The sequence below is a fragment of the Pseudomonas sp. 1D4 genome, assembly GCF_001728925.1.
GTDB lineage: Bacteria > Pseudomonadota > Gammaproteobacteria > Pseudomonadales > Pseudomonadaceae > Metapseudomonas > Metapseudomonas otitidis.
Window position 1 is genome coordinate 50,683 of sequence record NZ_LXJQ01000026.1, and the last position, 21,338, is coordinate 72,020.

A 21,338-nucleotide genomic window follows, 5' to 3' on the forward strand; every position below is an offset into this window, starting at 1 on the left:
AGGCTCGTACCACGAGCACGACAGGTGCATTCCAGACCAGTTCCCGGGAAATTCAAGTTTGGGCGGGCTGCACCGTGCCGGCGCTCGGGTAGGAAAGGGCCCCGTCCTGGGGCACGATTCGGCTCAGGGTGTGCGGGGCAGCAGCGGCTTGGGGTGCATGACTGCCCGCCGCCGTTCCTGTGCCAGGAATTTCATGATGATCGGCGCAACTGTTTCCGCGCGCGTCACCAGGAACAGGTGGCCATCGTCGATCACGTGCAGTTCCGCATTGGGAATACGCCAGGCCAGCAGGCGCATGTTCACCAGCGGAATGATCGGGTCGTCATCGCCGGCCAGCACCAGGGTGGGTTGGCGGATGCGGTGCAGCCAGTGGATGCTGGTCCAGCCGAGGCCGGCGAACAGTTGCCAGTAGTAGCCGAGCTTGCCGGAGGAGCGCACCTTGCTCGCGTGGGCCATGGCCAGGCCGGGGTCGCGGCGGAAGGCGCCGCCGTAGATATCGGGGGCGATGTGCACGCCGTAGGACGGCTGGATGTAGCGACGCGGGCTGGCCATGCGCATCAGCACCTTGGGCTTGCCGGGCACCATCACTGCGCCGGCGGAGGTGGCGGCGAGGATCAGCTTCTTGCAGCGCTCGGGGTAGTCATGGGCGAACTGTTGGGCAAGCGCGCCCCCCCAGGACACGCCGATGGCGTTGACCTGGCCGTAGTCGAGGTAGTCCAGCATCCGCGCTGCCAGCTTGGCCAGGCCGGGGAAGCGGTAGGGTGTGCTGGGGGTGGAGGAACCGCCGACGCCGGGGACGTCGAAGGCGATCACTTCCTGGTCCGGGTCCAGCGCCTGGACGAAGGGGAACACCAGTTCGAGGTTAGCGCCGATGCCGTTGAAGATCAGCAGTGGTGTCAGGTGATCGCCGCCCGGACGGACGGCGGTGCGGATGGTCTGGCCATCGAGGTTGATGGTGCGGAAGACGAAAGGTTGCGGCATGCGCGAGCCCCTATGGGTGGATACGGCGTGCGGCGCCGGCAGGGGCTCCGCCTGGACTGCCGGGGATTAGCCGGCTCAGGCCGCCGCCCATTCGGGCGGCGAGCCGGTTCGGCACGTCCGGGTGCCGGGGCGACGATGCGCGCAGGGCGCGATCAGCGCTCGTGGACATAGGTTCCCGGGGACGCTTCGCCGGCCGGGTAGGCCTTGTTGCCAAGGATCGGCGTGGCTTTCTTCAGCTTGCCCGAGCGCTCGGCCAGCCAGGTCTGCCAGTGCAGCCACCAGGAATCGGCGTGCTTGGTGGCGTTCTCCTGCCAGGCCTTCGGGTCGGCGGGCATGTCGCTGCCGGTGGAGAAGCGCGCCTTGGGGTTGCCGGGCGGGTTGAGGATGCTCTGGATGTGACCGCTGTTGGACAGCACGAATTCGCACTTGCCACCCAGCAGGCGGGCCGAGCGATAGCAGGCTTCCCAGGGGGTGATGTGGTCGGTGGTGCCGGCTACGCAGAAGAAGTCGCAGGTGACTTTCTTCAGGTCGATCGGGGTGCCGCAGACTTCCAGCGCGTCGGGCCGGGTCAGGGGGTTGGTCTTGAACATCTCCACCAGCTCGCCGTGGAAGGCGGCGGGCAGGCGCGTGGTGTCGTTGTTCCAGTAGAGGATGTCGAACACCGGCGGCTCGTTGCCCAGCAGGTAGTTGTTCACCCAGTAGTTCCAGATCAGGTCGTTGGGCCGCATCCAGGCGAACACCTTGGCCATGTCCTTGCCTTCGAGCACGCCCGACTGGTACGAGCGGCGCTTGGCGGCTTCGAGGGTCTGCTCGTCGGCGAACAGCGCGACCTGGGTGTCGAGGTTGAAGTCCAGCACGCTCACCAGCTGGGTGAAGGCGTGCACCTTCTGCTCGCCGATGGCCTGGTAGTGACCCAGCAGGGCGACGGTGGTGATGCCGCCGGAGCAGGCGCCGAGCATGTTGAGGTCCTTGGCGCCGGTGATCTTCAGCACCACCTCGATGGTTTCCTTGAGGGCCTCGATGTAGGTCGACAGGCCCCATTCGCGCTGGGCCTTGGTGGGGTTGCGCCAGCTGACGATGAAGGTCTGGATGCCGTTGCGCAGGTTGAAGCGCGCCAGGCTCTTCTCCGGGGAAAGGTCGAAGACGTAGAACTTGTTGATCTGCGGCGGCACCACCAGCAGCGGGCGTTCATGCACCTGCTCGGTGATGGGCTTGTACTGGATCAGCTCCAGCACGTCGTTGCGGAACACCACGGCGCCTTCGGTGGTGGCGAGGTTCTTGCCGACCTCGAAGGCCTCCATGTTCACCTGGCTCGGCATGCCGCCGTTGTTGACCAGGTCCTTGGCCAGGTGGGAGAGGCCGTCGAGCAGGCTCTTGCCGCCGGTCTCGAAGAAGCGCTTGACCGCCGCCGGGTTGGCCATGGTGTTGGTGGGGGCCATGGCCTCGGTCATCAGGTTGATCACGAAGTGGCCGCGGCTGGTATCGGACTCGGACAGGTTGCTGTGCTCGATCCACTGGTGCAGTTCCTTGCGCCAGGCGAGGTAGGTCTGCAGGTAGCGGCGATAGAGCGGGTTCTGGCTCCAGGCCGGATCGTTGAAGCGGCGATCGTCCGCTTCGGGGTGCAGGTCGGAGGAACCGAGCAGCACGTTCTTCAGTTCGACGCCGAAACGGGCGACATGCTTGGCACTGTGGAAGGGCTGCCTGACGGCCTGCAGCATGACCATGCGTGCGGAGGTCAGCAGATCCTTCCCACGGATGCCGATCACCGGGTTCAGGCCCAGGGTGTTCTCCGAGGCTTGTCGCTGCAGGTCTTCGTTGTTCTTGTTGCTCATCTACGACGCTCCATTGTCCTGAGACGGATACCGGCGAACTGCTGTGCGGGACAGTTAAGCGTGGCCTGGTACTGCTCGGGTTACCGGGGGTGCGAAGAGAACTTCGCCTGTTTCTGTGAACCTTCGGTTGCCAAATGCATGGAACCTGCCAGTTCTGGTTACCCGAGTTTAGGTGAATGCGCAAGCTGGCCCTGGGGCTGGCGTGCGGCGAAGAGTATGGCGGCGGGATCTAGAAAATGCGCTCTAACCACATGTGCCCTGGCCAGGATGTGCCAGGGCCTGCACTGCTTCAGAGCATGAGGCGGACGACGCTTTCGTCGGGGTCGCGGGAGCGCCCGGCGGCCTGGAGCTGCGCCAGGTAGTCCTTCCAGAGTTCGTCCTGGCGGGTGGCGAGTTCGTAGAGGTAATCCCAGGTGAACAGGCCGCTGTCGTGGCCGTCGTCGAAGGTCAGCTTCAGGGCGTAGTTGCCGGCGGGTTCGACCTTCACCAGGGCGACGTTCTGCTTGCCGTACTGCAGCACCGGATGGCCGTGGCCCTGCACCTCGGCGGAGGGGGAATGCACACGGAGGAATTCGGCGGGCAGGCTGTGGCGTTCAGTGCCGTAACTGAGCACCAGGGTGCGGGATGCCTTGTGTAGTGCGATGGCGGTGGGGATGCGCATGGGCAGGGCTCCGGACCGGGGCGGCCAGCCGGGCGGGATGCCGCGGCTGGCACGCGAGTGTGTCGCACAGCTTAGAGGATGTAGCGCGACAGGTCTTCGTCCTGGGCCAGCTCGCCCAGGTGGCCGTTGACGTAGGCGGCGTCGATGCGGATCGGTGCCTCCTCGTGCTGGGCCGCCAGGTCGCCGGCGCTGAAGGAGACTTCCTCCAGCAGGCGCTCCAGTAGCGTGTGCAGGCGACGGGCACCGATGTTCTCGGTCTTCTCGTTGACCTGCCAGGCGATCTCGGCCAGGCGCTTGATGCCCTCGGGGGCGAACTCGACGTTCAGGCCCTCGGTCTTCAGCAGTGCGGTGTACTGCTCGGTGAGCGAGGCATGGGGTTCGGTGAGGATGCGCTCGAAGTCTTCCGGGGAGAGGGCCTTGAGTTCCACGCGGATCGGCAGACGCCCCTGCAGCTCGGGCACCAGGTCGCTGGGCTTGGCGAGGTGGAAGGCGCCGGAGGCGATGAACAGGATATGGTCGGTCTTGACCATGCCGAGCTTGGTGTTGACGGTGCAGCCTTCGATCAGCGGCAGCAGGTCACGCTGCACCCCCTCGCGGGAGACGTCGGCACCACCGACGTTGGCGCGCTTGGCGACCTTGTCGATCTCGTCGATGAAGACGATGCCGTTCTGCTCCACGGCTTCCAGGGCGCGGGCCTTGAGTTCTTCCTCGTTGACCAGGCGCGCGGCCTCCTCGTCGCGGACCATCTTCAGCGCGTCCTTGACCTTGAGCTTGCGGCTCTTGCGCTTGCCCTTGCCCATGTTGGAGAACAGGTTCTGCAGCTGGCTGGTCATCTCCTCCATGCCGGGCGGGGCCATGATCTCGACGCCGGCCGGGTTCTCAGCCACTTCGATATCGATTTCCTTGTCGTCCAACTGGCCTTCGCGCAGGCGCTTGCGGAACAACTGGCGGGTGTTTGTGTCCTCGCGCTGCGGCTCGTCGCCGAAGCCGCTGCGCGCCGGCGGCAGCAGGGCGTCGAGGATGCGCTCCTCGGCGGCGTCTTCGGCGCGGTGGCGGACCTTGTGGATCTCCTGCTCGCGCATCATCTTCACGGCGGCATCGGCCAGGTCGCGGATGATCGACTCGACGTCGCGGCCGACGTAGCCCACTTCAGTGAACTTGGTGGCTTCGACCTTGATGAACGGGGCGTTGGCCAGCTTGGCCAGGCGGCGCGCGATCTCGGTCTTGCCGACGCCGGTGGGGCCGATCATCAGGATGTTCTTCGGCGTCACCTCGGCCCGCAGCTCGGCGGGCAGCTGCATGCGCCGCCAGCGGTTGCGCAGGGCGATGGCGACGGCGCGCTTGGCGTCTTCCTGGCCGACGATGTGGCGGTTGAGTTCGTGGACGATCTCGCGGGGGGTCATGGACATGGATGTCGCTCCGGGGCTGGACGTGGCGCTCATTCGGCGCTCTCCAGCTCCTCGATGGTCAGGTTCTGGTTGGTGAACACGCAGATGGAGCCGGCGATGTTCAGGGCGGTCTCGGCGATTTCCCGCGCGGAGAGGTCGGTGCGCTGCAGCAGGGCGGTGGCCGCGGCCTGGGCGAAACCGCCGCCGGAGCCCATGGCGATCAGACCGTGCTCGGGTTCGACCACGTCGCCGTTGCCGGTGATGATCAGCGAGGCGTCCTTGTTGGCTACGGCCAGCATCGCTTCCAGGCGGCTCAGGGAACGGTCGGTACGCCAGTCCTTGGCCAGCTCCACGGCTGCCCGCACAAGGTGGCCCTGGTGTTTCTCCAGCTGGCCTTCGAAGCGCTCGAACAGGGTGAAGGCATCGGCGGTGGCACCGGCGAAGCCGGCCAGCACTTGGCCGTGATACAGCCGACGCACCTTCTTGGCGTTGCCTTTCATGACGGTGTTGCCGAGGGAAACCTGGCCGTCGCCGCCCATGACGACTTTGCCGTTGCGGCGGACTGAAACGATGGTGGTCAAGGGAGGAGTCTCCACGCAGCGGGGCGAAAATGCCCGAATGGAAACCCAGATGGGGGAGCCCGCGCGGCTTTTCAACCGCGCGGGGGTGATTCGTCGATCAGCGTACCTGCCGCTGTTGCAACAGGAGATTACCGAAGCCGCTGCCGGCCAGCTGTTTCTGTGCGGTGGCGAGCTGCTCGCGGCTGGCGAAGGGGCCGACCAGCACGCGGTACCAGGTTTCCTCGCGCACGGTGCCGGACTCCACCTGGACGTTCTGGCCCAGCAGGATGATCTGGGCGCGGACGCGGTCGGCGTCTTCCTTCTTGCGGAAGGAGCCGGCCTGGAGGAAGAACTGGGTGGTGGTGGGCGCCTTGGCCACGGTGGGCGGAGGCGGCGGCACCTGGCCGGCGAGGGCGGCTTCGGCCCGTGCCTTGTCGATCTTCGCGGCTTCTTCCGGAGTGACCGGCTGCTGGGGTGTCGGCGGGGTGGCCGGCGTCTCCTTGGGCAGGGCGTCCGGCGGCACGATGACCTCGGACTCCGGCAGCAGCGTGTAGAAGTCGTACTTCGGCTTGGCCGGCTCGGTCTCCGCCGGGGGATGCGCGGGCTGGGTCTGGCCCTGGGGCTTGGGCTTGCCGCCGGCGGCCTGTTGCTGTTGCTCGGGCTTGGCGCGGCGGATGTCGTCGCGGCCGGGTTCGAGCTTCATCAGCATGACCACGAAGCCGCCGATGACCAGGCCGATGGCCAGCCAGACCCAGCCGGGCACCGGCTTCTTCGCTGGTGCCTGGTAGCGGCTGGCTCCGCGTTTAGGGGCTGCTTTCTTCTTCGCCATGGGTCCGTTACATGCGTTCCAGGGTGTTCAGGCCGAGGAGTTCCAGGCCTTGCTTGAGGGTGCGACCGGTGAGGGCGGCAAGGCGCAGGCGGCTCTGCTGGGTGGCTTCGTCCTCGGCGGAGAGGATCGGGCAGTTCTCGTAGAAGCTGGAGAACAGGCCGGCCAGGTCGTAGAGGTAGGTGCAGAGGATGTGCGGCACACCCTTGGCGGCGACGCTGTTGAGGATGTCGGCGAACTGCGCGAGCTTGGCGGCCAGGGCCTGCTCCTGCTCGGCGGCGAGGACGATCTGCCCGCCGATCTCGTCGACGCCCTTGCCCAGCTTGCGGAACACGCTGGCGGTGCGGGTGTAGGCGTAGAGCAGGTAGGGCGCGGTGTTGCCCTCGAAGCTCAGCATCTGCTCGAAGTTGAAGCTGTAGTCGCTGGTGCGGTGCTTGGAGAGGTCGGCGTACTTCACGGCGCCGATGCCAACGGCGCGGGCGATCTGGCGCAGTTCGGCCTCGTCCAGCTCGGGATTCTTCTCCTTGACCAGGGCGTAGGCGCGCTCTTCGGCCTCGTTGAGCAGGTCGATGAGCTTGATGGTGCCGCCGTCGCGGGTCTTGAAGGGCTTGCCGTCGGCGCCGTTCATGGTGCCGAAGCCCATGTGCTCCATCTCGAACTCGGGGCGCACGAAGCCGGCCAGGCGCGCGGCGGCGAAGACCATCTGGAAGTGCAGGGCCTGGCGCTGGTCGACGAAGTAGAGGGCGCGGTCGGCCTTGAGCACGCCGCTGCGGTAACGGGTGGCGGCGAGGTCGGTGGTGGCGTAGAGGTAGCCACCGCCGGCCTTCTGCACGATCAGCGGCAGCGGGTCGCCCTCGGCGTTCTTGAACTCGTCCATGAATACGCACAGCGCGCCGTCACTTTCGGTGAGCAGGCCCTTGGCGCGCAGGTCGGCGACCACGTTGGGCAGGTCGTCGTTGTAGGCGCTCTCGCCCTTGACGTCGGCCATGGTCAGCTTCACGCCGAGGCGGTCGTAGACGGCCTGGCAGTGGCTGAGGGAGATGTCGTTGAAGCGGTTCCACAGGCGCAGGCACTCGGCATCGCCGGCCTGCAGCTTGACCACCAGTTCGCGGGCACGGTCGGCGAATTCGCTGGACTCGTCGAAGCGCTTCTTGGCGGCGCGGTAGAAACCTTCCAGATCCGACAGCTCGGCATCGCTGTCCACCGGCTGCTCCTGCATGTAGGCCAGCAGCATGCCGAACTGGGTGCCCCAGTCGCCCACGTGGTTCTGGCGGATCACCTCGTCGCCGAGGAACTCCAGGACGCGGGCCACACCGTCACCGATGATGGTGGAGCGCAGGTGGCCGACGTGCATCTCCTTGGCCAGGTTGGGGGCGGAGAGGTCGACCACCACGCGCTGCGCCGGGCCGGCCTTGCGCACGCCGAGGTGGGAGTCGGCCAGGGCGGCGTCCAGGCGCTGGGCCAGGGCCTGGGTGTTCTGGAAGAAGTTGAGGAAGCCGGGGCCGGCGATCTCCACCTTGCTCACCTGGTCGTCCTGGGGCAGGGCGGCGATCAGTTTCTCGGCCAGGTCGCGCGGCTTCAGGCCGGCGGGCTTGGCCAGCATCATGGCGATGTTGCTGGCGAAGTCGCCGTGGGTCTTGTCCTTGGTGTTTTCCACCTGGATGGTGGGGGTCAGGCCTTCGGGCAGTACGCCTTCGCTGGCGAGACGGTTCAGGGCGTGCTGGATCAGCTGGCGAATGGTGTCTTTCATGTTCTGCTCTCGGCCGGAAGTCGGCGGCGCCGTGGCGCTGGTTGAAAACCGCGCATTATCGGCGTGCAGTGCCTGCCGCTTCAAGCGCCAGGCGCCGGGGGGCGTCTGTGACGTTGGGTCGCGTCAGAACAGGTCGATCGGGTCGACATCCAGGGACCAGCGCACGGCCCGGCCGCCTGGGAGCTGTTCCAGGGCCTGGGACCAGGGCGTGAGCAGGCGGTGCAGGGTGGCGCGGCTGTTGGCCTGGAGCAGCAGCTGGGCGCGGTGCTTGCCGGCGCGTCGCTCCATGGGGGCGGGGACGGGGCCGAGCAGCTCGACGCCGCTGAGGCGCAGCTCGGCCAGTTGCTGTTCGGCTTCGGCGCAGGCGCTGTCGAGGAAGGCTTCGGCCTGCCCGGGCTTGTGCGCTTCGGCCCGCAGCAGGGCCAGGTGGGCGAAGGGCGGCAGGCCGGCGGCGCGGCGCTCGGAGAGGGCCTGCTCGGCGAAGGCGAAATAACCCTCTTCGGTGAGTTGCACCAGCAGCGGGTGGTCGGCCAGGTGGGTCTGGATGATCACCCGGCCCGGTTCCTCCGCCCGGCCGGCACGTCCGGCCACCTGGACGATGAGCTGGGCCATGCGCTCGCTGGCGCGGAAGTCGGCGGAGAACAGGCCGCCATCGGCGTCGAGGATCGCCACCAGGGTGACCCGGGGGAAGTGGTGCCCCTTGGCGAGCATCTGGGTGCCCACGAGGATGCAGGGCTCGCCCTTGTTGATGGTGCCGAACAGCTGGGCCATCGCATCCTTGCGCGAGGTGCTGTCGCGGTCGATGCGCAGCACGGGGAACTGCGGGAAGAGGATGCCGAGGCGCTCTTCGGCGCGCTCGGTGCCGGCGCCGATGGGGCGCAGGTCGACCTTGCCGCAGTCGGGGCAGTTGTCCGGGCGGCGCTGGACGTGGCCGCAGTGGTGGCAGCGCAGCTCGTTATGGCGCTGGTGCAGGGTCATGCGGGCGTCGCAGCGGGGGCACTGGCTGATCCAGCCGCAATCGTGGCACAGCAGGGTGGGCGAGAAGCCCCGGCGGTTGAGGAAGACCAGCACCTGCTGGCCGGCCTCCAGGGTCTGCTGGATGGCTTGTTGCAATGGGCCGGAGATGCCGCTGTCGAGCGGGCGGCTCTTCACGTCCAGGCGCAGGAAGCGCGGCTGCCGGGCGCCGCCTGCGCGCTGGGTCAGTCGCAGCAGGCCGTAGCGGCCGGCGTAGGCGTTCTGCAGGCTTTCCAGGGAGGGGGTGGCGGAGCCCAGCAGGATCGGCACGTTCTCTTGGCGGGCGCGGACGATGGCCAGGTCGCGGGCGTGGTAGCGCAGACCTTCCTGCTGCTTATAGGAAGCGTCGTGTTCTTCGTCGACGATGATCAGTCCCGGGTTTTTCATGGGGGTGAACAGGGCTGAGCGGGTGCCGATGATGATGTCGGCCTCGCCATCGCGGGCGGCGAGCCAGGCGTCCAGGCGCTCGCGGTCGTTGACGGCGGAGTGCAGCAGGGCGACGCGGGCGTTGAAGCGCCGGGAGAAGCGTTCGAGCGTCTGCGGGCCGAGGTTGATCTCGGGGATCAGCACCAGGGCCTGTTTGCCGGCCTGCAGGGTCTCGCGGATCAGTTGCAGGTAGACCTCGGTCTTGCCGCTGCCGGTGACGCCGGCGAGCAGGAAGGCGTTGAACTGGCCGAAGGAGGACTGCACTGCGTCGAAGGCGGCCCGCTGTTCGCTGTTGAGCGGCAGTTCGGCCTGGGCCAGCCAGTGTTCGTGCCGCGGTGCGGGGGCGTGGCGGCGGGTCTCCACGCGCGCCAGTCCCTTTTCCAGCAGCAGGTCGAGGCTGTCCTTGTTCAGTTGCAACTGCGCGAGCAACTGGTGGGCGACGCCGTGGGGGTGCTGGGCGAGGATGGCCAGGGCCTGGCGCTGGCGTGGCGCGCGGGCCAGGCGTGGGTCGTCGATGCGGGCGCCTTCACAGGCGTGCCAGAAGCGCTCCTGGCGGGCTTCGGCGGGTTCGCCCTGGCGCAGCAGTACGGGGAGTGCCCAACTGAGGGTGTCGCCGAGGCTGTGCTGGTAGTACTGGGCCGTCCACAGGCAGAGCTGGAACAGCGGTGCCGGCAATGGTGGCTGGCGGTCCAGCAGGGCGAGTGCGGGGCGGAGCTTGTCCTCCGGGACTTCGCTGCGGTCGGTGACTTCCACCAGTACGCCGATGACTTCGCGGCGACCGAACGGCACCCGCACGCGCACGCCGGGCTGCAAGGCGGCCGGGGCGACGCCGGCAGGGGCGCGGTAGTCGAACAGGCGGCGCAGGGGCGAGGGCAGGGCGAGTCGCAGGATGGGGCTGGGCACGGGAAACTCCGGTGGGGGCCCGGGGATGCTAGGGGGATGCCGTTCCCGTCGCAAGCGGCGGGGGCGTGTGCCGTGCGTCGCTCGCTGCAGGCCGCGCTTGCGCGTGGGGGAGGGTCTGGTATCATCTCGCGCCTGTTTCCGTGCGGTACTCGACATAGGGTCGGGTGGCGGCACGCCAGACCTGAGGATAAAACCATGAAAGCGGACATCCATCCCGAATACGTAGCGATCGAAGCTACCTGCAGCTGCGGTAACGTCATCAAGACCCGCTCCACCCTGGGCAAGAACCTGAGCCTCGACGTGTGCTCCGAGTGCCACCCGTTCTACACCGGTAAGCAGAAGGTCCTGGACACCGGCGGCCGTATCGATCGCTTCAAGCAGCGCTTTGGCGTGTTCGGCGCCAAATAAGGCCCGTTCGCCGGGAGGCTCGCAACGAGCTCCCAGTTGCTTAAAAAGGCGCCCCAAGGGGCGCCTTTTTCATGTCCGTCTTCCGGGCATTGACGCTGTGCCGGCGCACGGCGTAGAACCGCGGCTCCTTGCGTGGTGGACCTCAACGAGGTGGCGATGCCCTTTCTTCCCTGGCTGCTGCTGGCCGTGTGCATGGCGCTGGCGAGCGGATGTGCGGTGAACCCGGCCACGGGGCGGGACGATTTCGTGCTGATGGACGAGGCGAGCGAGCAGGAGCTCGGCATTCGCTACAACCAGGACGTGCAGCGACGCTACCCCCGCTACCCGGATGCGCAGCTCCAAGCCTATGTCCAGCGGGTCGGGGAGCGGGTGGCCCGGCACAGCCATCGCCCTGACCTGACCTTCATCTTCACGGTGATCGATTCGCCGGATCTCAATGCCTTTGCCTTGCCGGGCGGCTACATCTATGTGCACCGGGGGCTGCTGGCCTACCTGGGGTCGGAGGCGGAGCTGGCGGCGGTACTGGCCCATGAAATCGGCCACGTTACGGCACGCCATGGCGCGCGCCAGCGAAGTCAGTCCCAGGCCTGGGATGCGATTGGCCAGGTGGCGGCGCTGGGCACCGGGGTGGGTGCCGTGGCGGATGCGACGCAGCTCCTGGGTGGGGCATTGGTGCGTGGCTATGGGCGGGAGATGGAGCTGCAGGCCGACGAGCTGGGGCTGCAGTACCTCGCGCGCAGTGGCTATGACCCGCAGGCGATGGCGAGGGTCGTGGAGGTGCTCCAGGCGCAGGGTGCGTTCCTCCGCTCGGGGCGCGCCGATCCCGATCGGAAGGATGGCGGTTACCACGGGCTGTTCGATTCGCATCCGGCCCATGAGGTGCGCCTGCGTCAATTGATGGGCCGAGAAGCGGGCTCAGGGGTCTGGAATCGCGATGCCTATTTCCAGGCGCTGGATGGGTTGGTCGTCGGTGAGTCGGCAGCGCAGGGTGTGCTGCGGGGGCGGCGTTTCTACCACCGCTCATTGGGTGTGGCCCTGGATATCCCGCCGGGGTGGCGGGTAGTCGATGAATCGATGGCGGTGACGGCGTATTCAGCGGATGGAGCTGTCTTTCTTGTTCTGCGCTCGGAGCCTTTGGAGCCGGGGCTTTCGCCGATTGCACTCCTCGGTACGCGAGTGGGAGGGCGGCGTCTGCTGGAGGCGCGTGCTTTGGAGGAAGCTGCGTTGCCTGGTGCGACGGCCTGGCTCACGGGGCCACCGGCCCGACGTGTGGCGGTGGCGATCGGGGAGTCGTATGCGTATCTCTTCGTTGCGGGTGCCATGAAGGAAGAAGCCTTACGGAATGCCGATGCACAGGTGTTGGCCTGCATCCGAAGCCTTCGCGGAATGACGAAGCAGGACTCGTCCTTTGCTGAACCGGCGCGAATTCGCACGCTCAGGGTTGGTAATGGGCAGCATCTGACGGACTTCATTTCCGCGGGAACCGCTACGGTTTCAACCTATGAACAGGAAAATAGGATACGATTACTTAACAATCTGTATCCAATTGGTGATGTGCAACCCGGGGATTGGCTGAAAGTCGTACGTTAGAGGGGTTGACGAGGCGTGACTGCCTAGTCTTGTAGGCCCCTTGCTTCTTGCGTATGCTCGCCCGTCCGTCTGTCATAACAGTAAAAGCGGAACGCCAACATGTCTGATCTGAAAACTGCCGCTCTCGAGTACCATGCCCAACCCCGTCCCGGGAAGCTGAGCGTCGAGCTGACCAAGCCGACCGCCACCGCCCGCGACCTTTCGCTGGCCTACAGCCCGGGCGTCGCCGAGCCGGTGCGCGAGATCGCTCGCGATCCCGAACTGGCCTACCAGTACACCGGCAAGGGCAACCTGGTGGCAGTGATTTCCGACGGCACCGCCATCCTCGGTCTCGGCAACCTCGGCCCGCTGGCCTCCAAGCCGGTCATGGAAGGCAAAGGTGTTCTGTTCAAGCGCTTCGCCGGTGTCGATGTGTTCGACATCGAGGTGGACGCCGAGAGTCCCCAGGCCTTCATCGACACCGTCAAGCGCATCTCCATCACCTTTGGTGGCATCAACCTCGAAGACATCAAGGCGCCCGAGTGCTTCGAGATCGAGCGCACTCTGATCGAGCAGTGCGACATCCCGGTCTTCCACGATGACCAGCATGGCACCGCCATCGTGACGGCCGCCGGCATGCTCAATGCCCTTGAAATCGCTGGCAAGACTCTGCCGGAAGCCCAGATCGTCTGCCTGGGGGCCGGTGCTGCCGCCATCTCCTGCATGAAACTGCTGGTGAGCATGGGCGCGAAGGTCGAGAACATCTACATGGTCGACCGCAAGGGCGTGATCCACGCTGGCCGCGATGACCTGAACCAGTACAAGGCGGTCTTCGCTCACGAGACCTCCAAGCGCACTCTGTCCGATGCGCTGGAGGGTGCGGATGTGTTCGTCGGTCTGTCCGGTGCGAACCTGCTGAGCGCCGAAGATCTCAAGCGCATGGCGGCCAACCCGATCGTGTTCGCCTGCTCCAACCCGGACCCGGAGATCAAGCCGGAGCTGGCTCACGAGACCCGCAACGACGTGATCATGGCCACCGGCCGTTCGGACTACCCGAATCAGGTGAACAACGTGCTGGGCTTCCCCTTCATCTTCCGCGGTGCGCTGGACGTTCGTGCCACCCGCATCAACGAGGAAATGAAGATCGCCGCTGCTCTTGCGCTGCGTGACCTGGCCAAGCAGCCGGTGCCCAAGGATGTCTGCGATGCCTACGGCGTGGCTTCCCTGGAGTTCGGTCGCGAGTACATCATTCCGAAACCGATGGATAAGCGTCTGATCACCGTGGTCTCTGACGCGGTTGCCAAGGCAGCCATCGAATCCGGCGTGGCGACCCTGCCGTATCCGAAGCACTACCCGCTGAAGTCGGTGGACGATGTGTTTCAGGGCTGACCGCCGCTGATATGAAGAACCCGCCTGCTGGCGGGTTTTTCATGTCTGGCGAATGTGTTCGGCTGGAAAGGAAGAGCCCGCTGATCGCGGGCTCTTCTTGTCGGCTCAGAACAGGTCGATGGGGGCAGCTTCGTCCGCCGGCAAGGGGCTGCCGGGGATGCTGGAGCCCGGGTCGAACTCGCTCATGGGGGGCGGCGAGTCTTCGCTCTTGAACAGCTCGAAGAACGCATTGGGTGTTCCCGGTGTGGCAGCACGGCCGCTCAGGGGGTCGATGCGCAGCGTGAGGAGCCCTTCGGGCTCTGGCGGGGCGTGCTCCGGCTTGTCCTTCAGGGCGGCGCTCATGTAGTTCATCCAGATCGGCAGGGCGACCGTGCCGCCGTACTCGTGCCTGCCCAGGCTCTCGGGCTGGTCGAAGCCGACCCATACCGTAGTGATGTAGTCGGCGTTGTAACCGGAGAACCAGCTGTCCTTGGACTCGTTGGTGGTGCCGGTCTTCCCGGCGAGGTCGCCACGCCCCATGGCCAGGGCGCGTCGACCAGTGCCGCGCTTGATCACATCCTGCAGCATGCTAGTCAGGATGTAGGCGGTGCGGGCATCGACGATGCGTTCGGCGGTGGCCAGTTCTGCGGTTCCATCATGGTTGAGTTGGGTGTCGGGCGCGGCGTTGACCTGTGCCATGCTTGCGCTGGGCTTGTCGTCTTGCGGTACGCGTGGTGGGTTGGCTGTAAAGATGACCTTGCCGTCCCGGTTCTCGATTCGCTCTATCAGGTAAGGCTGGATCTTGTAGCCGCCGTTGGCAAAGGTGCTCCAGCCGGTCGCGATCTCCATCGGGGTGAGGGTGGCGGTGCCCAGGGCGAGAGAGAGGTTGCGGGGCAGTTCATCCTTGTTGAAGCCGAAGCGGCTGATGTAGTTGATCGCGTAGTCGATCCCCACGGCCTGCAGGAGGCGGATGGAAACGAGGTTGCGCGACTTGTACAGTGCTTCCCGCATACGGATGGGGCCTAGGAAGGTGTTGTTGTCGTTCTTGGGGCGCCACACCTTGTCCAGGTACTCGTCGACGAAGACGATGGGGGCATCGTTGACCAGGCTGGCGGCGGTGAAGCCGTTATCCAGCGCTGCACTATAAAGGAAGGGCTTGAAGCTCGAGCCCGGCTGGCGCTTGGCCTGTGTGGCGCGATTGTAGTTGCTTTGCTCGAACGAGAAGCCGCCGACCAGGGAGAGAATGGCGCCGCTGTAAGGGTCGAGTGATACGAGGGCGCTTTGAGCTGAGGGCTGCTGACTGAACAGCAGGGCGCCATCGGGCTGGCGCAGTACGCGGATCAGGTCGCCAACCTGTACGACGTCCGCCGGCTGGCGGGGGCGTGCGCCGAGGCTGTTGGTGTTCAGGTAGGGGCGGGCCCACTTCATGCTGTCCCAACTGATGGCCTCTTCATTGCCGCTGCGGGTAAGCACGAGGATGCCGCTCTGCTCGACCTGAGTGACGATGGCAGGCTCAAGTCCACCAATCGGACGCTGCTTGGCGAGTTCCTGGCTCCAGCCCTCGCGGGTCATGCCGGGAAGACGCGTTTCTGGGCCGCGGTAGCCGTGGCGCTGGTCGTACTCCATGAGGCCGCTGCGCAGGGCAACGTTGGCGGCTTCCTGCAGGTCGCTCGGTACTGTGACGGTGACACGGAAGCCTTCGGTATAGGCATCGCTGCCATAACGTCCGACCATTTCGGCACGCGCCATCTCTGCGATGTAGGGTGCGTTCACCTCGGGTGTCGGAACGTGGTAGCTCGCGTCGATCGGCTCGTTGATGGCCGTCTCGTATCGGGCCTGGTCGATCTTGCCCAGCTTGAACATGCGCCCGAGGATCCAGTCGCGACGCTCCTTGCTGCGGGTCGGATTCACCAGCGGGTTGAAGCGAGAGGGTGCCTTCGGCAGGCCGGCGATCATCGCCATCTGGGCCAGACTCAGTTCCCGGATCGACTTGCCGTAGTAAACCTGTGCAGCCGCCTCGATGCCGTAGGCGCGGTTGCCCAGGTAGATCTTGTTCACATAGAGCTCGAGGATTTCATCCTTGCTGAGCTCCCGTTCGATCTGCAGGGCAAGAAGTATCTCGTTGATCTTTCTGGAGAAACTTCGCTCACTGGTGAGGAAGTAGTTCTTCGCCACCTGCATGGTGATGGTGCTGCCGCCGCTCTGGATATGCCCGCTCTTCAATAATTGAGTGGCAGCGCGCACCAGGCTCGTGAGGTCAACGCCATAATGGTTGGCAAAGTTGTCGTCTTCCGCTGCCAGCAGGGACTGGATGAACTCCGGCGGGATGTCCGCGAAGCGGATAGGGGCCCGCCTCATCTCGCCAAACTCGGCGATCAGCTTCCCATCGCTGCTGTACACGCGCAGCGGTATCTGCAGCTGGATGCTGCGCAGGGAATCGACAGACGGAAGACTCGGGCTAAGGTAGAGATAAGCGCCGCTGAAACTGAGCAACAGCCCACAAAAAACAGCAACGCAAGACCACCAGAAAAACTTCAGCAGGCGTATCAAGATTCTTGGATTTCCAGGCAAAAGAATGAGTTAAGCGGAAGCAGATCTGAAAAGGGAAAAACTGATCACATTATAAGCGTTTTTTTTCCCAGGGAGCCATTTGCGCTTCTGTCAAGACTGTTATTTAATGTGGAAAAACATAAATCGTCCGTAAGTCACGGACGCTGATAGGAATTCGGTCGTGCTAGGGCTCTTCAACAAGAAAGCGAATTCGCTGCTGGGGATCGACATAAGCTCGACCTCAGTCAAGCTCCTCGAATTGAGTCGCTCGGGTGGCCGCTACAAGGTAGAGGCCTACTCCGTCGAGCCGCTCCCGCCAAATGCTGTCGTCGAAAAGAACATCGCTGAACTGGAGGGTGTCGGCCAGGCGCTGTCGCGGGTGGTGGCCAAGGCCAAGGCGGGCTCCAAGCTGGCGGCTGTTGCCGTGGCAGGTTCTGCGGTCATTACCAAGACGATCGAGATGGATGCCGGTTTGTCCGATGATGAGCTGGAGAATCAGCTCAAAATCGAGGCTGACCAGTACATTCCCTATCCCCTCGAAGAAGTGGCCATCGATTTTGAGGTTCAGGGCGTTTCTGCGCGAAACCCCGAGCGGATGGATGTGCTGTTGGCCGCCTGCCGTCGTGAGAACGTCGAGGTGCGCGAAGCTGCACTGGCGCTCGCCGGGCTCACTGCCAAGGTTGTGGATGTCGAAGCCTATGCGCTTGAGCGTGCCTATGGACTCCTTGCCTCCCAGTTGGGAAATGGCTCGGAGGATCTGACGGTCGCTATCGTGGATATTGGTGCGACGATGACTACCCTGAGCGTCTTGAACAACGGTCGAACTATCTACAGCCGCGAGCAGCTGTTTGGTGGTCGTCAGTTGACCGAAGAAATCCAGCGCCGCTATGGCCTGTCTGTCGAGGAAGCGGGGCTTGCCAAGAAGCAGGGTGGGCTCCCCGACGACTACGACAGCGAGGTTCTGCAGCCGTTCAAGGAGGCAGTCGTCCAGCAAGTTTCGCGATCGCTGCAGTTCTTTTTCGCGGCGGGCCAATACAACGATGTGGACTATATCCTCCTGGCTGGCGGGACGGCCTCCATCCCTGATCTGGATCGCTTGATCCAGCAAAAGATCGGAACGCCAACCCTGGTTGCAAACCCATTCGCCGACATGGCGCTGAGTGGCAAGGTCAATGCTGGGGCGCTGGCAAGTGATGCGCCGGCCTTGATGATTGCATGCGGCCTGGCAATGAGGAGCTTCGACTGATGGCGCGTATTAACCTGCTACCGTGGCGTGATCAGCTACGGGAAGAGCGCAAACAGCGGTTCCTGGTCGCGCTGGGTGGCATCGTCGCCATCTCTGCCGGTCTAGTGTTTCTGGGTGATCAATACCTGAATGGTGAAATCGACAACCAGAATGCTCGGAATGAATTCGTGCGCAAGGAGATTTCCGTTCTCGACACGCGCATCAAGGAAATCAGCGAGCTCAAGACGCGTCGGCAGCAGTTGCTGGAGCGTATGAAGATCATTCAGGACCTGCAGGGTAATCGTCCGATCATTGGCCGTGTATTTGATCAGCTTGTTCGCACCCTGCCCGATGGTGTGTATTTCACGACAGTGAAGATGGCGGGCCCCAGCATTGCAATTACGGGGGCGGCTGAATCCAACAACCGTGTTTCCAACTTGATGCGAAATCTGGATGCCTCCGAGTGGCTGACCGCGCCTAACCTGACAGAGGTAAAGGCAATTACCGCGGGTGCCGTTGATCAAGCGAACGTGTTCCAACTGACCGTCCAGCAGACACAGCCTGCAGCGGACCCTGCCGGAGCCAAGAAATGAGTCTGGCTGATTCTCTCGAAAGCCTGCGCAAGATCGACCTCAACGATCTTGACCTCAATAACGTCGGCTCATGGCCGGCCGCTGTTAAGGTCATTGCCTGCATTTTGGTAATGGCTGCGATTCTCGCGCTGGGTTACAACTTCCACCTCAAGGATCTTGAGGTGCAGCTTGATCAGCAACGTGCTGAAGAAGAGTCACTGAAGCAGCAGTTCACTACAAAGGCATTCCAGGCCGCGAACCTGGAAGCCTATAAGGAGCAGATGAAGGAGATGGAAACTTCCTTCGGTGCGCTTCTTCGCCAGCTGCCCAGCGATACCGAGGTGCCTGGGCTGCTGGAGGATATCACTCGTACCGGCTTGGGTAGCGGTTTGGAGTTTGAAGAAATCAAGCTTCAGCCGGAAGTGGTTCAGCAGTTTTATATCGAGTTGCCCATTCAGATATCGGTTGTGGGCAGCTATCACGATCTCGCAACATTCGTTAGTGGCGTCGCTAGTTTGCCTCGTATTGTGACCCTGCATGACTTCAGCATCGCGCCGCTTGGTTCGGAAAGTACCTCCAAGCTGCGGATGAGCATATTGGCTAAAACTTACCGTTATAACGACAAGGGGCTGCAGAAATGATGCGCGTCAGCTCCAGGGCTGTTCTTGCCCTAGTTGTGATCTCAAGTTTATCGGGGTGTGGGAACAGCGGCGATTTTTCGGACCTTCAGGCTTACATGGATGAGGTCCGGGCTCGTCCCAAAGGGACTATCGAACCGCTGCCCAAGTTTCAGCCCTATGAGGCCTTCACTTACAGTGCGGCCGCGCTGCGCAGTCCCTTCCAGCCTCCTGTGAAGATTGATCTGGCCAACAAGTTGAAGGGCAGCAAAGATGTCCATCCGGACGAAACCCGGGTCAAGCAATTTCTTGAGGGTTTCAACATCGAAACTTTCGAGATGGTGGGCACACTTTCCAATAACGGTGGGATGTTCGCTCTGGTTCGTGGCGCTGGAGGGGTGCACCGGATCAAGGTTGGCGATTATCTGGGGCGGAACGACGGCAAGGTTGTCGCGATTAGCGAAGGCAAGATTGATGTCGTCGAGATAGTCCCGGATGGAGAGGGTGGCTGGCTTGAGCGTCCTCGGAGTCTCACGCTCATGGAACGCTCTTAAGGGCGGGGTGACTTTATGAACTACAACTACCGGTCTGCACAACGGAATTCGACAATGAACAGCTCCCTAACGCGCCTTGGGCTTTCTCTTCTGGCGGCCATCTTTTCGCCCGTGTTGCTGGCTGCCGACCTCCAGGCTCTGGATGTCGCGGCTCTGCCCGGTGGAAAAGTCGAGCTGAAACTCGGTTTTGACGGGCCCGTTGTACAGCCAAGAGGCTACACGATCGAACAGCCGGCAAGAATTGCATTGGATCTGCCGGGCGTTGCCAACAAACTTGGCAGCAAAAACCGCGAGCTGGGTGTAGGCAATGCGCGAAGTGTCACCATTGTCGAGGCAAAAGATCGCACTCGCATGATTATCAATCTGTCGACGCTTGTGCCCTACAGCACGCGAGTCGAGGGTAACAATCTGTATGTGTTGGTAGGTGATGCGGCCGGTGCCGCACAGCAGTCCGCACGTAGCAGCGCCCCCGTTGCTGCTGCTCAACCCGCTGCTCCCGTGAAGGCATTTGCGCCTGTGGGCAAGGCGATCAGCAACATTGATTTCCAGAGAGGGGAGCAGGGCGAGGGTAATGTGGTTATCACCCTGTCCGATCCTAGCGTGAGTCCTAATATTCAAGAGCAGGGTGGAAAGATCCGCTTGGACTTCTCCAAGACCCAGCTTCCTGAGTCTTTGCGTGTTCGTCTCGATGTGAAGGATTTCGCAACTCCTGTTCAGTTCGTCAGTGCCTCGGGTGGCTCGGGTGATGCCAGCATCGTGATTGAGCCGACCGGCTTCTACGACTACCTGGCCTATCAGACTGAAAACAAGCTGACCGTGAGTATCAAGCCGCTTACCCAAGAGGATATGGAGAAGCGCAAAACCGAGCGCTTTGCCTATTCCGGTGAAAAGCTTTCGCTCAACTTCCAGGATATTGACGTCCGTTCGGTTCTGCAGCTGATCGCCGACTTCACCGATCTGAACTTGGTTGCCTCCGATACCGTACAAGGCAATATCACGCTCCGCCTGCAGAACGTGCCGTGGGATCAGGCACTTGACCTCGTCCTGAAAACCAAAGGGCTGGACAAGCGCAAGGTCGGTAACGTGCTGCTGGTTGCGCCAGCGGACGAGATCGCTGCCCGCGAGCGCCAGGAACTGGAATCTCAGAAGCAGATTTCCGAATTGGCTCCGCTGCGTCGCGAGCTTATCCAGGTCAACTACGCCAAGGCCGCTGATATTGCCAAGCTCTTCCAGTCTGTAACGAGCGGAGAGCCATCGACTACCGATGAGCGTGGCTCCATTACGGTTGATGATCGCACCAACAGCATCATTGCCTACCAGACCCAGGACAAGCTGGATGAGCTTCGCCGCATCGTTACCCAGCTCGATATCCCGGTTCGCCAGGTCATGATTGAGGCACGTATCGTTGAGGCGAACGTGGATTATGACAAATCACTCGGTGTGAACTGGCGAGGCGCACGCGTCGGTGACAACAATTTTGTGATTGGTGGAAGAGGTGGTGACCGTACAGGTGGTGGTTCATCGCCTGCGACAGCGCTTGGGACCTTTGTCGATATGGGGGCAAACACCCCTTCTTCATCGATTGGCATAGGCTTCGTCACTGATAACACCATTCTTGATCTAGAGCTCTCGGCAATGGAGAAAACCGGTAATGGGGAGGTCGTTTCCCAGCCGAAGGTTGTTACCTCTGACAAGGAAACTGCCAAGATCCTGAAGGGTGCGGAAATTCCTTATCAGGAGGCCAGCTCGAGTGGTGCCACTAGCACCTCCTTCAAAGAAGCTGCACTGTCCCTTGAGGTAACACCGCAGATCACTCCTGACAACCGCATCATCATGGAAGTCAAGGTGACCAAGGATGCCCCTGACTTCGCTAATGCGCTGAACGGTGTGCCGCCGATCAACAAGAATGAAGTCAATGCCAAGGTCTTGGTAAACGACGGCGAAACCATCGTGATTGGCGGCGTGTTCTCCAACACCCAGACCAAGTCCACCGACAAGGTACCGTTCCTAGGCGATCTTCCTTATCTCGGCCGGTTGTTCAAGCGTGACACCGTCCAGGATAAGAAAGCCGAGCTGTTGGTATTCCTGACTCCGCGTATCATGAACAACCAGGCTATCGCTGTGAGTCGCTGAT

At 63.3% G+C, this 21,338-nt stretch carries 17 protein-coding genes; 8 read left to right on the forward strand and 9 right to left on the reverse strand.

Features of this window, described 5'->3' with window-relative positions:
• Positions 1 to 123: 123 nt before the first annotated feature.
• From phaZ to A7D27_RS14910, 8 genes are all read right to left on the reverse strand, one after another.
• On the reverse strand, positions 124 to 981 hold the full coding sequence (phaZ, locus tag A7D27_RS14875; protein ID WP_069562675.1) for a poly(3-hydroxyalkanoate) depolymerase: 858 nt from the start codon (positions 979 to 981) through the stop codon (positions 124 to 126).
• A gap of 152 nt (positions 982 to 1,133) precedes the next feature.
• Entirely contained in the window at positions 1,134 to 2,813 is a 1,680-nt protein-coding gene (gene phaC, locus A7D27_RS14880) for a class II poly(R)-hydroxyalkanoic acid synthase (protein WP_069565335.1), read from the reverse strand.
• Between the two features lie 289 nt (positions 2,814 to 3,102).
• Positions 3,103 to 3,474 (reverse strand): gamma-butyrobetaine hydroxylase-like domain-containing protein, encoded by a 372-nt coding sequence (locus A7D27_RS14885; RefSeq protein WP_069562673.1) that lies wholly within the window; start codon positions 3,472 to 3,474, stop codon positions 3,103 to 3,105.
• 71 nt (positions 3,475 to 3,545) lie between these two features.
• Complete coding sequence (gene hslU, locus A7D27_RS14890) at positions 3,546 to 4,883, reverse strand: ATP-dependent protease ATPase subunit HslU (RefSeq protein WP_044406700.1); 1,338 nt, start codon at positions 4,881 to 4,883, stop codon at positions 3,546 to 3,548.
• 29 nt (positions 4,884 to 4,912) lie between these two features.
• Positions 4,913 to 5,443, reverse strand: coding sequence for an ATP-dependent protease subunit HslV (gene hslV, locus A7D27_RS14895; protein ID WP_069562672.1), 531 nt, complete (start codon positions 5,441 to 5,443; stop codon positions 4,913 to 4,915).
• Positions 5,444 to 5,540: 97 nt separating this feature from the next.
• Positions 5,541 to 6,251, reverse strand: coding sequence for an SPOR domain-containing protein (locus A7D27_RS14900; RefSeq protein ID WP_069565336.1), 711 nt, complete (start codon positions 6,249 to 6,251; stop codon positions 5,541 to 5,543).
• A 7-nt stretch (positions 6,252 to 6,258) separates the two neighbouring features.
• Positions 6,259 to 7,998, reverse strand: a complete 1,740-nt coding sequence (argS, locus tag A7D27_RS14905; RefSeq protein WP_069565337.1) for an arginine--tRNA ligase — start codon at positions 7,996 to 7,998, stop codon at positions 6,259 to 6,261.
• Positions 7,999 to 8,121: 123 nt separating this feature from the next.
• Entirely contained in the window at positions 8,122 to 10,341 is a 2,220-nt protein-coding gene (locus A7D27_RS14910; RefSeq protein ID WP_069562669.1) for a primosomal protein N', read from the reverse strand.
• Between the two features lie 195 nt (positions 10,342 to 10,536).
• On the opposite strand from A7D27_RS14910, the gene rpmE reads away from it, so the two are divergent.
• From rpmE to A7D27_RS14925, 3 genes are all read left to right on the forward strand, one after another.
• A complete protein-coding gene (gene rpmE / locus A7D27_RS14915; RefSeq protein WP_069562668.1) occupies positions 10,537 to 10,749 on the forward strand; it encodes a 50S ribosomal protein L31 in 213 nt (70 codons plus the stop codon).
• A gap of 156 nt (positions 10,750 to 10,905) precedes the next feature.
• The gene (locus tag A7D27_RS14920) at positions 10,906 to 12,339 is read left to right on the forward strand and encodes a M48 family metalloprotease (protein WP_069565338.1); all 1,434 of its coding nucleotides are present in this window, start codon (positions 10,906 to 10,908) and stop codon (positions 12,337 to 12,339) included.
• A 99-nt stretch (positions 12,340 to 12,438) separates the two neighbouring features.
• Positions 12,439 to 13,707 carry a malic enzyme-like NAD(P)-binding protein gene (locus A7D27_RS14925; protein WP_069565339.1) on the forward strand — a complete coding sequence of 423 codons (1,269 nt, stop codon included), beginning with the start codon at positions 12,439 to 12,441 and terminating at the stop codon, positions 13,705 to 13,707.
• Positions 13,708 to 13,812: 105 nt separating this feature from the next.
• On the opposite strand, the gene A7D27_RS14930 is transcribed toward A7D27_RS14925, so the two are convergent.
• On the reverse strand, positions 13,813 to 16,233 hold the full coding sequence (locus A7D27_RS14930; RefSeq protein ID WP_170832297.1) for a penicillin-binding protein 1A: 2,421 nt from the start codon (positions 16,231 to 16,233) through the stop codon (positions 13,813 to 13,815).
• Positions 16,234 to 16,417: 184 nt separating this feature from the next.
• On the opposite strand from A7D27_RS14930, the gene A7D27_RS14935 reads away from it, so the two are divergent.
• From A7D27_RS14935 to pilQ, 5 genes are read left to right on the forward strand one after another with little or no spacing between them, the layout of a single operon-like run.
• Complete coding sequence (locus A7D27_RS14935) at positions 16,418 to 17,482, forward strand: pilus assembly protein PilM (RefSeq protein ID WP_069562664.1); 1,065 nt, start codon at positions 16,418 to 16,420, stop codon at positions 17,480 to 17,482.
• Positions 17,482 to 18,054 carry a type 4a pilus biogenesis protein PilN gene (gene pilN, locus A7D27_RS14940; protein WP_069565341.1) on the forward strand — a complete coding sequence of 191 codons (573 nt, stop codon included), beginning with the start codon at positions 17,482 to 17,484 and terminating at the stop codon, positions 18,052 to 18,054. Before A7D27_RS14935 ends, pilN begins: the two co-directional genes overlap by 1 nt.
• Positions 18,051 to 18,674, forward strand: a complete 624-nt coding sequence (gene pilO / locus A7D27_RS14945; RefSeq protein WP_069562662.1) for a type 4a pilus biogenesis protein PilO — start codon at positions 18,051 to 18,053, stop codon at positions 18,672 to 18,674. Before pilN ends, pilO begins: the two co-directional genes overlap by 4 nt.
• Positions 18,674 to 19,204 carry a type 4a pilus biogenesis lipoprotein PilP gene (gene pilP / locus A7D27_RS14950; protein WP_139131197.1) on the forward strand — a complete coding sequence of 177 codons (531 nt, stop codon included), beginning with the start codon at positions 18,674 to 18,676 and terminating at the stop codon, positions 19,202 to 19,204. The genes pilO and pilP overlap by 1 nt, the downstream gene beginning before the upstream one ends.
• Positions 19,205 to 19,258: 54 nt before the next feature.
• The gene (pilQ, locus tag A7D27_RS14955) at positions 19,259 to 21,337 is read left to right on the forward strand and encodes a type IV pilus secretin PilQ (protein ID WP_069562660.1); all 2,079 of its coding nucleotides are present in this window, start codon (positions 19,259 to 19,261) and stop codon (positions 21,335 to 21,337) included.
• The last annotated feature ends 1 nt before the right edge of the window (position 21,338 follow it).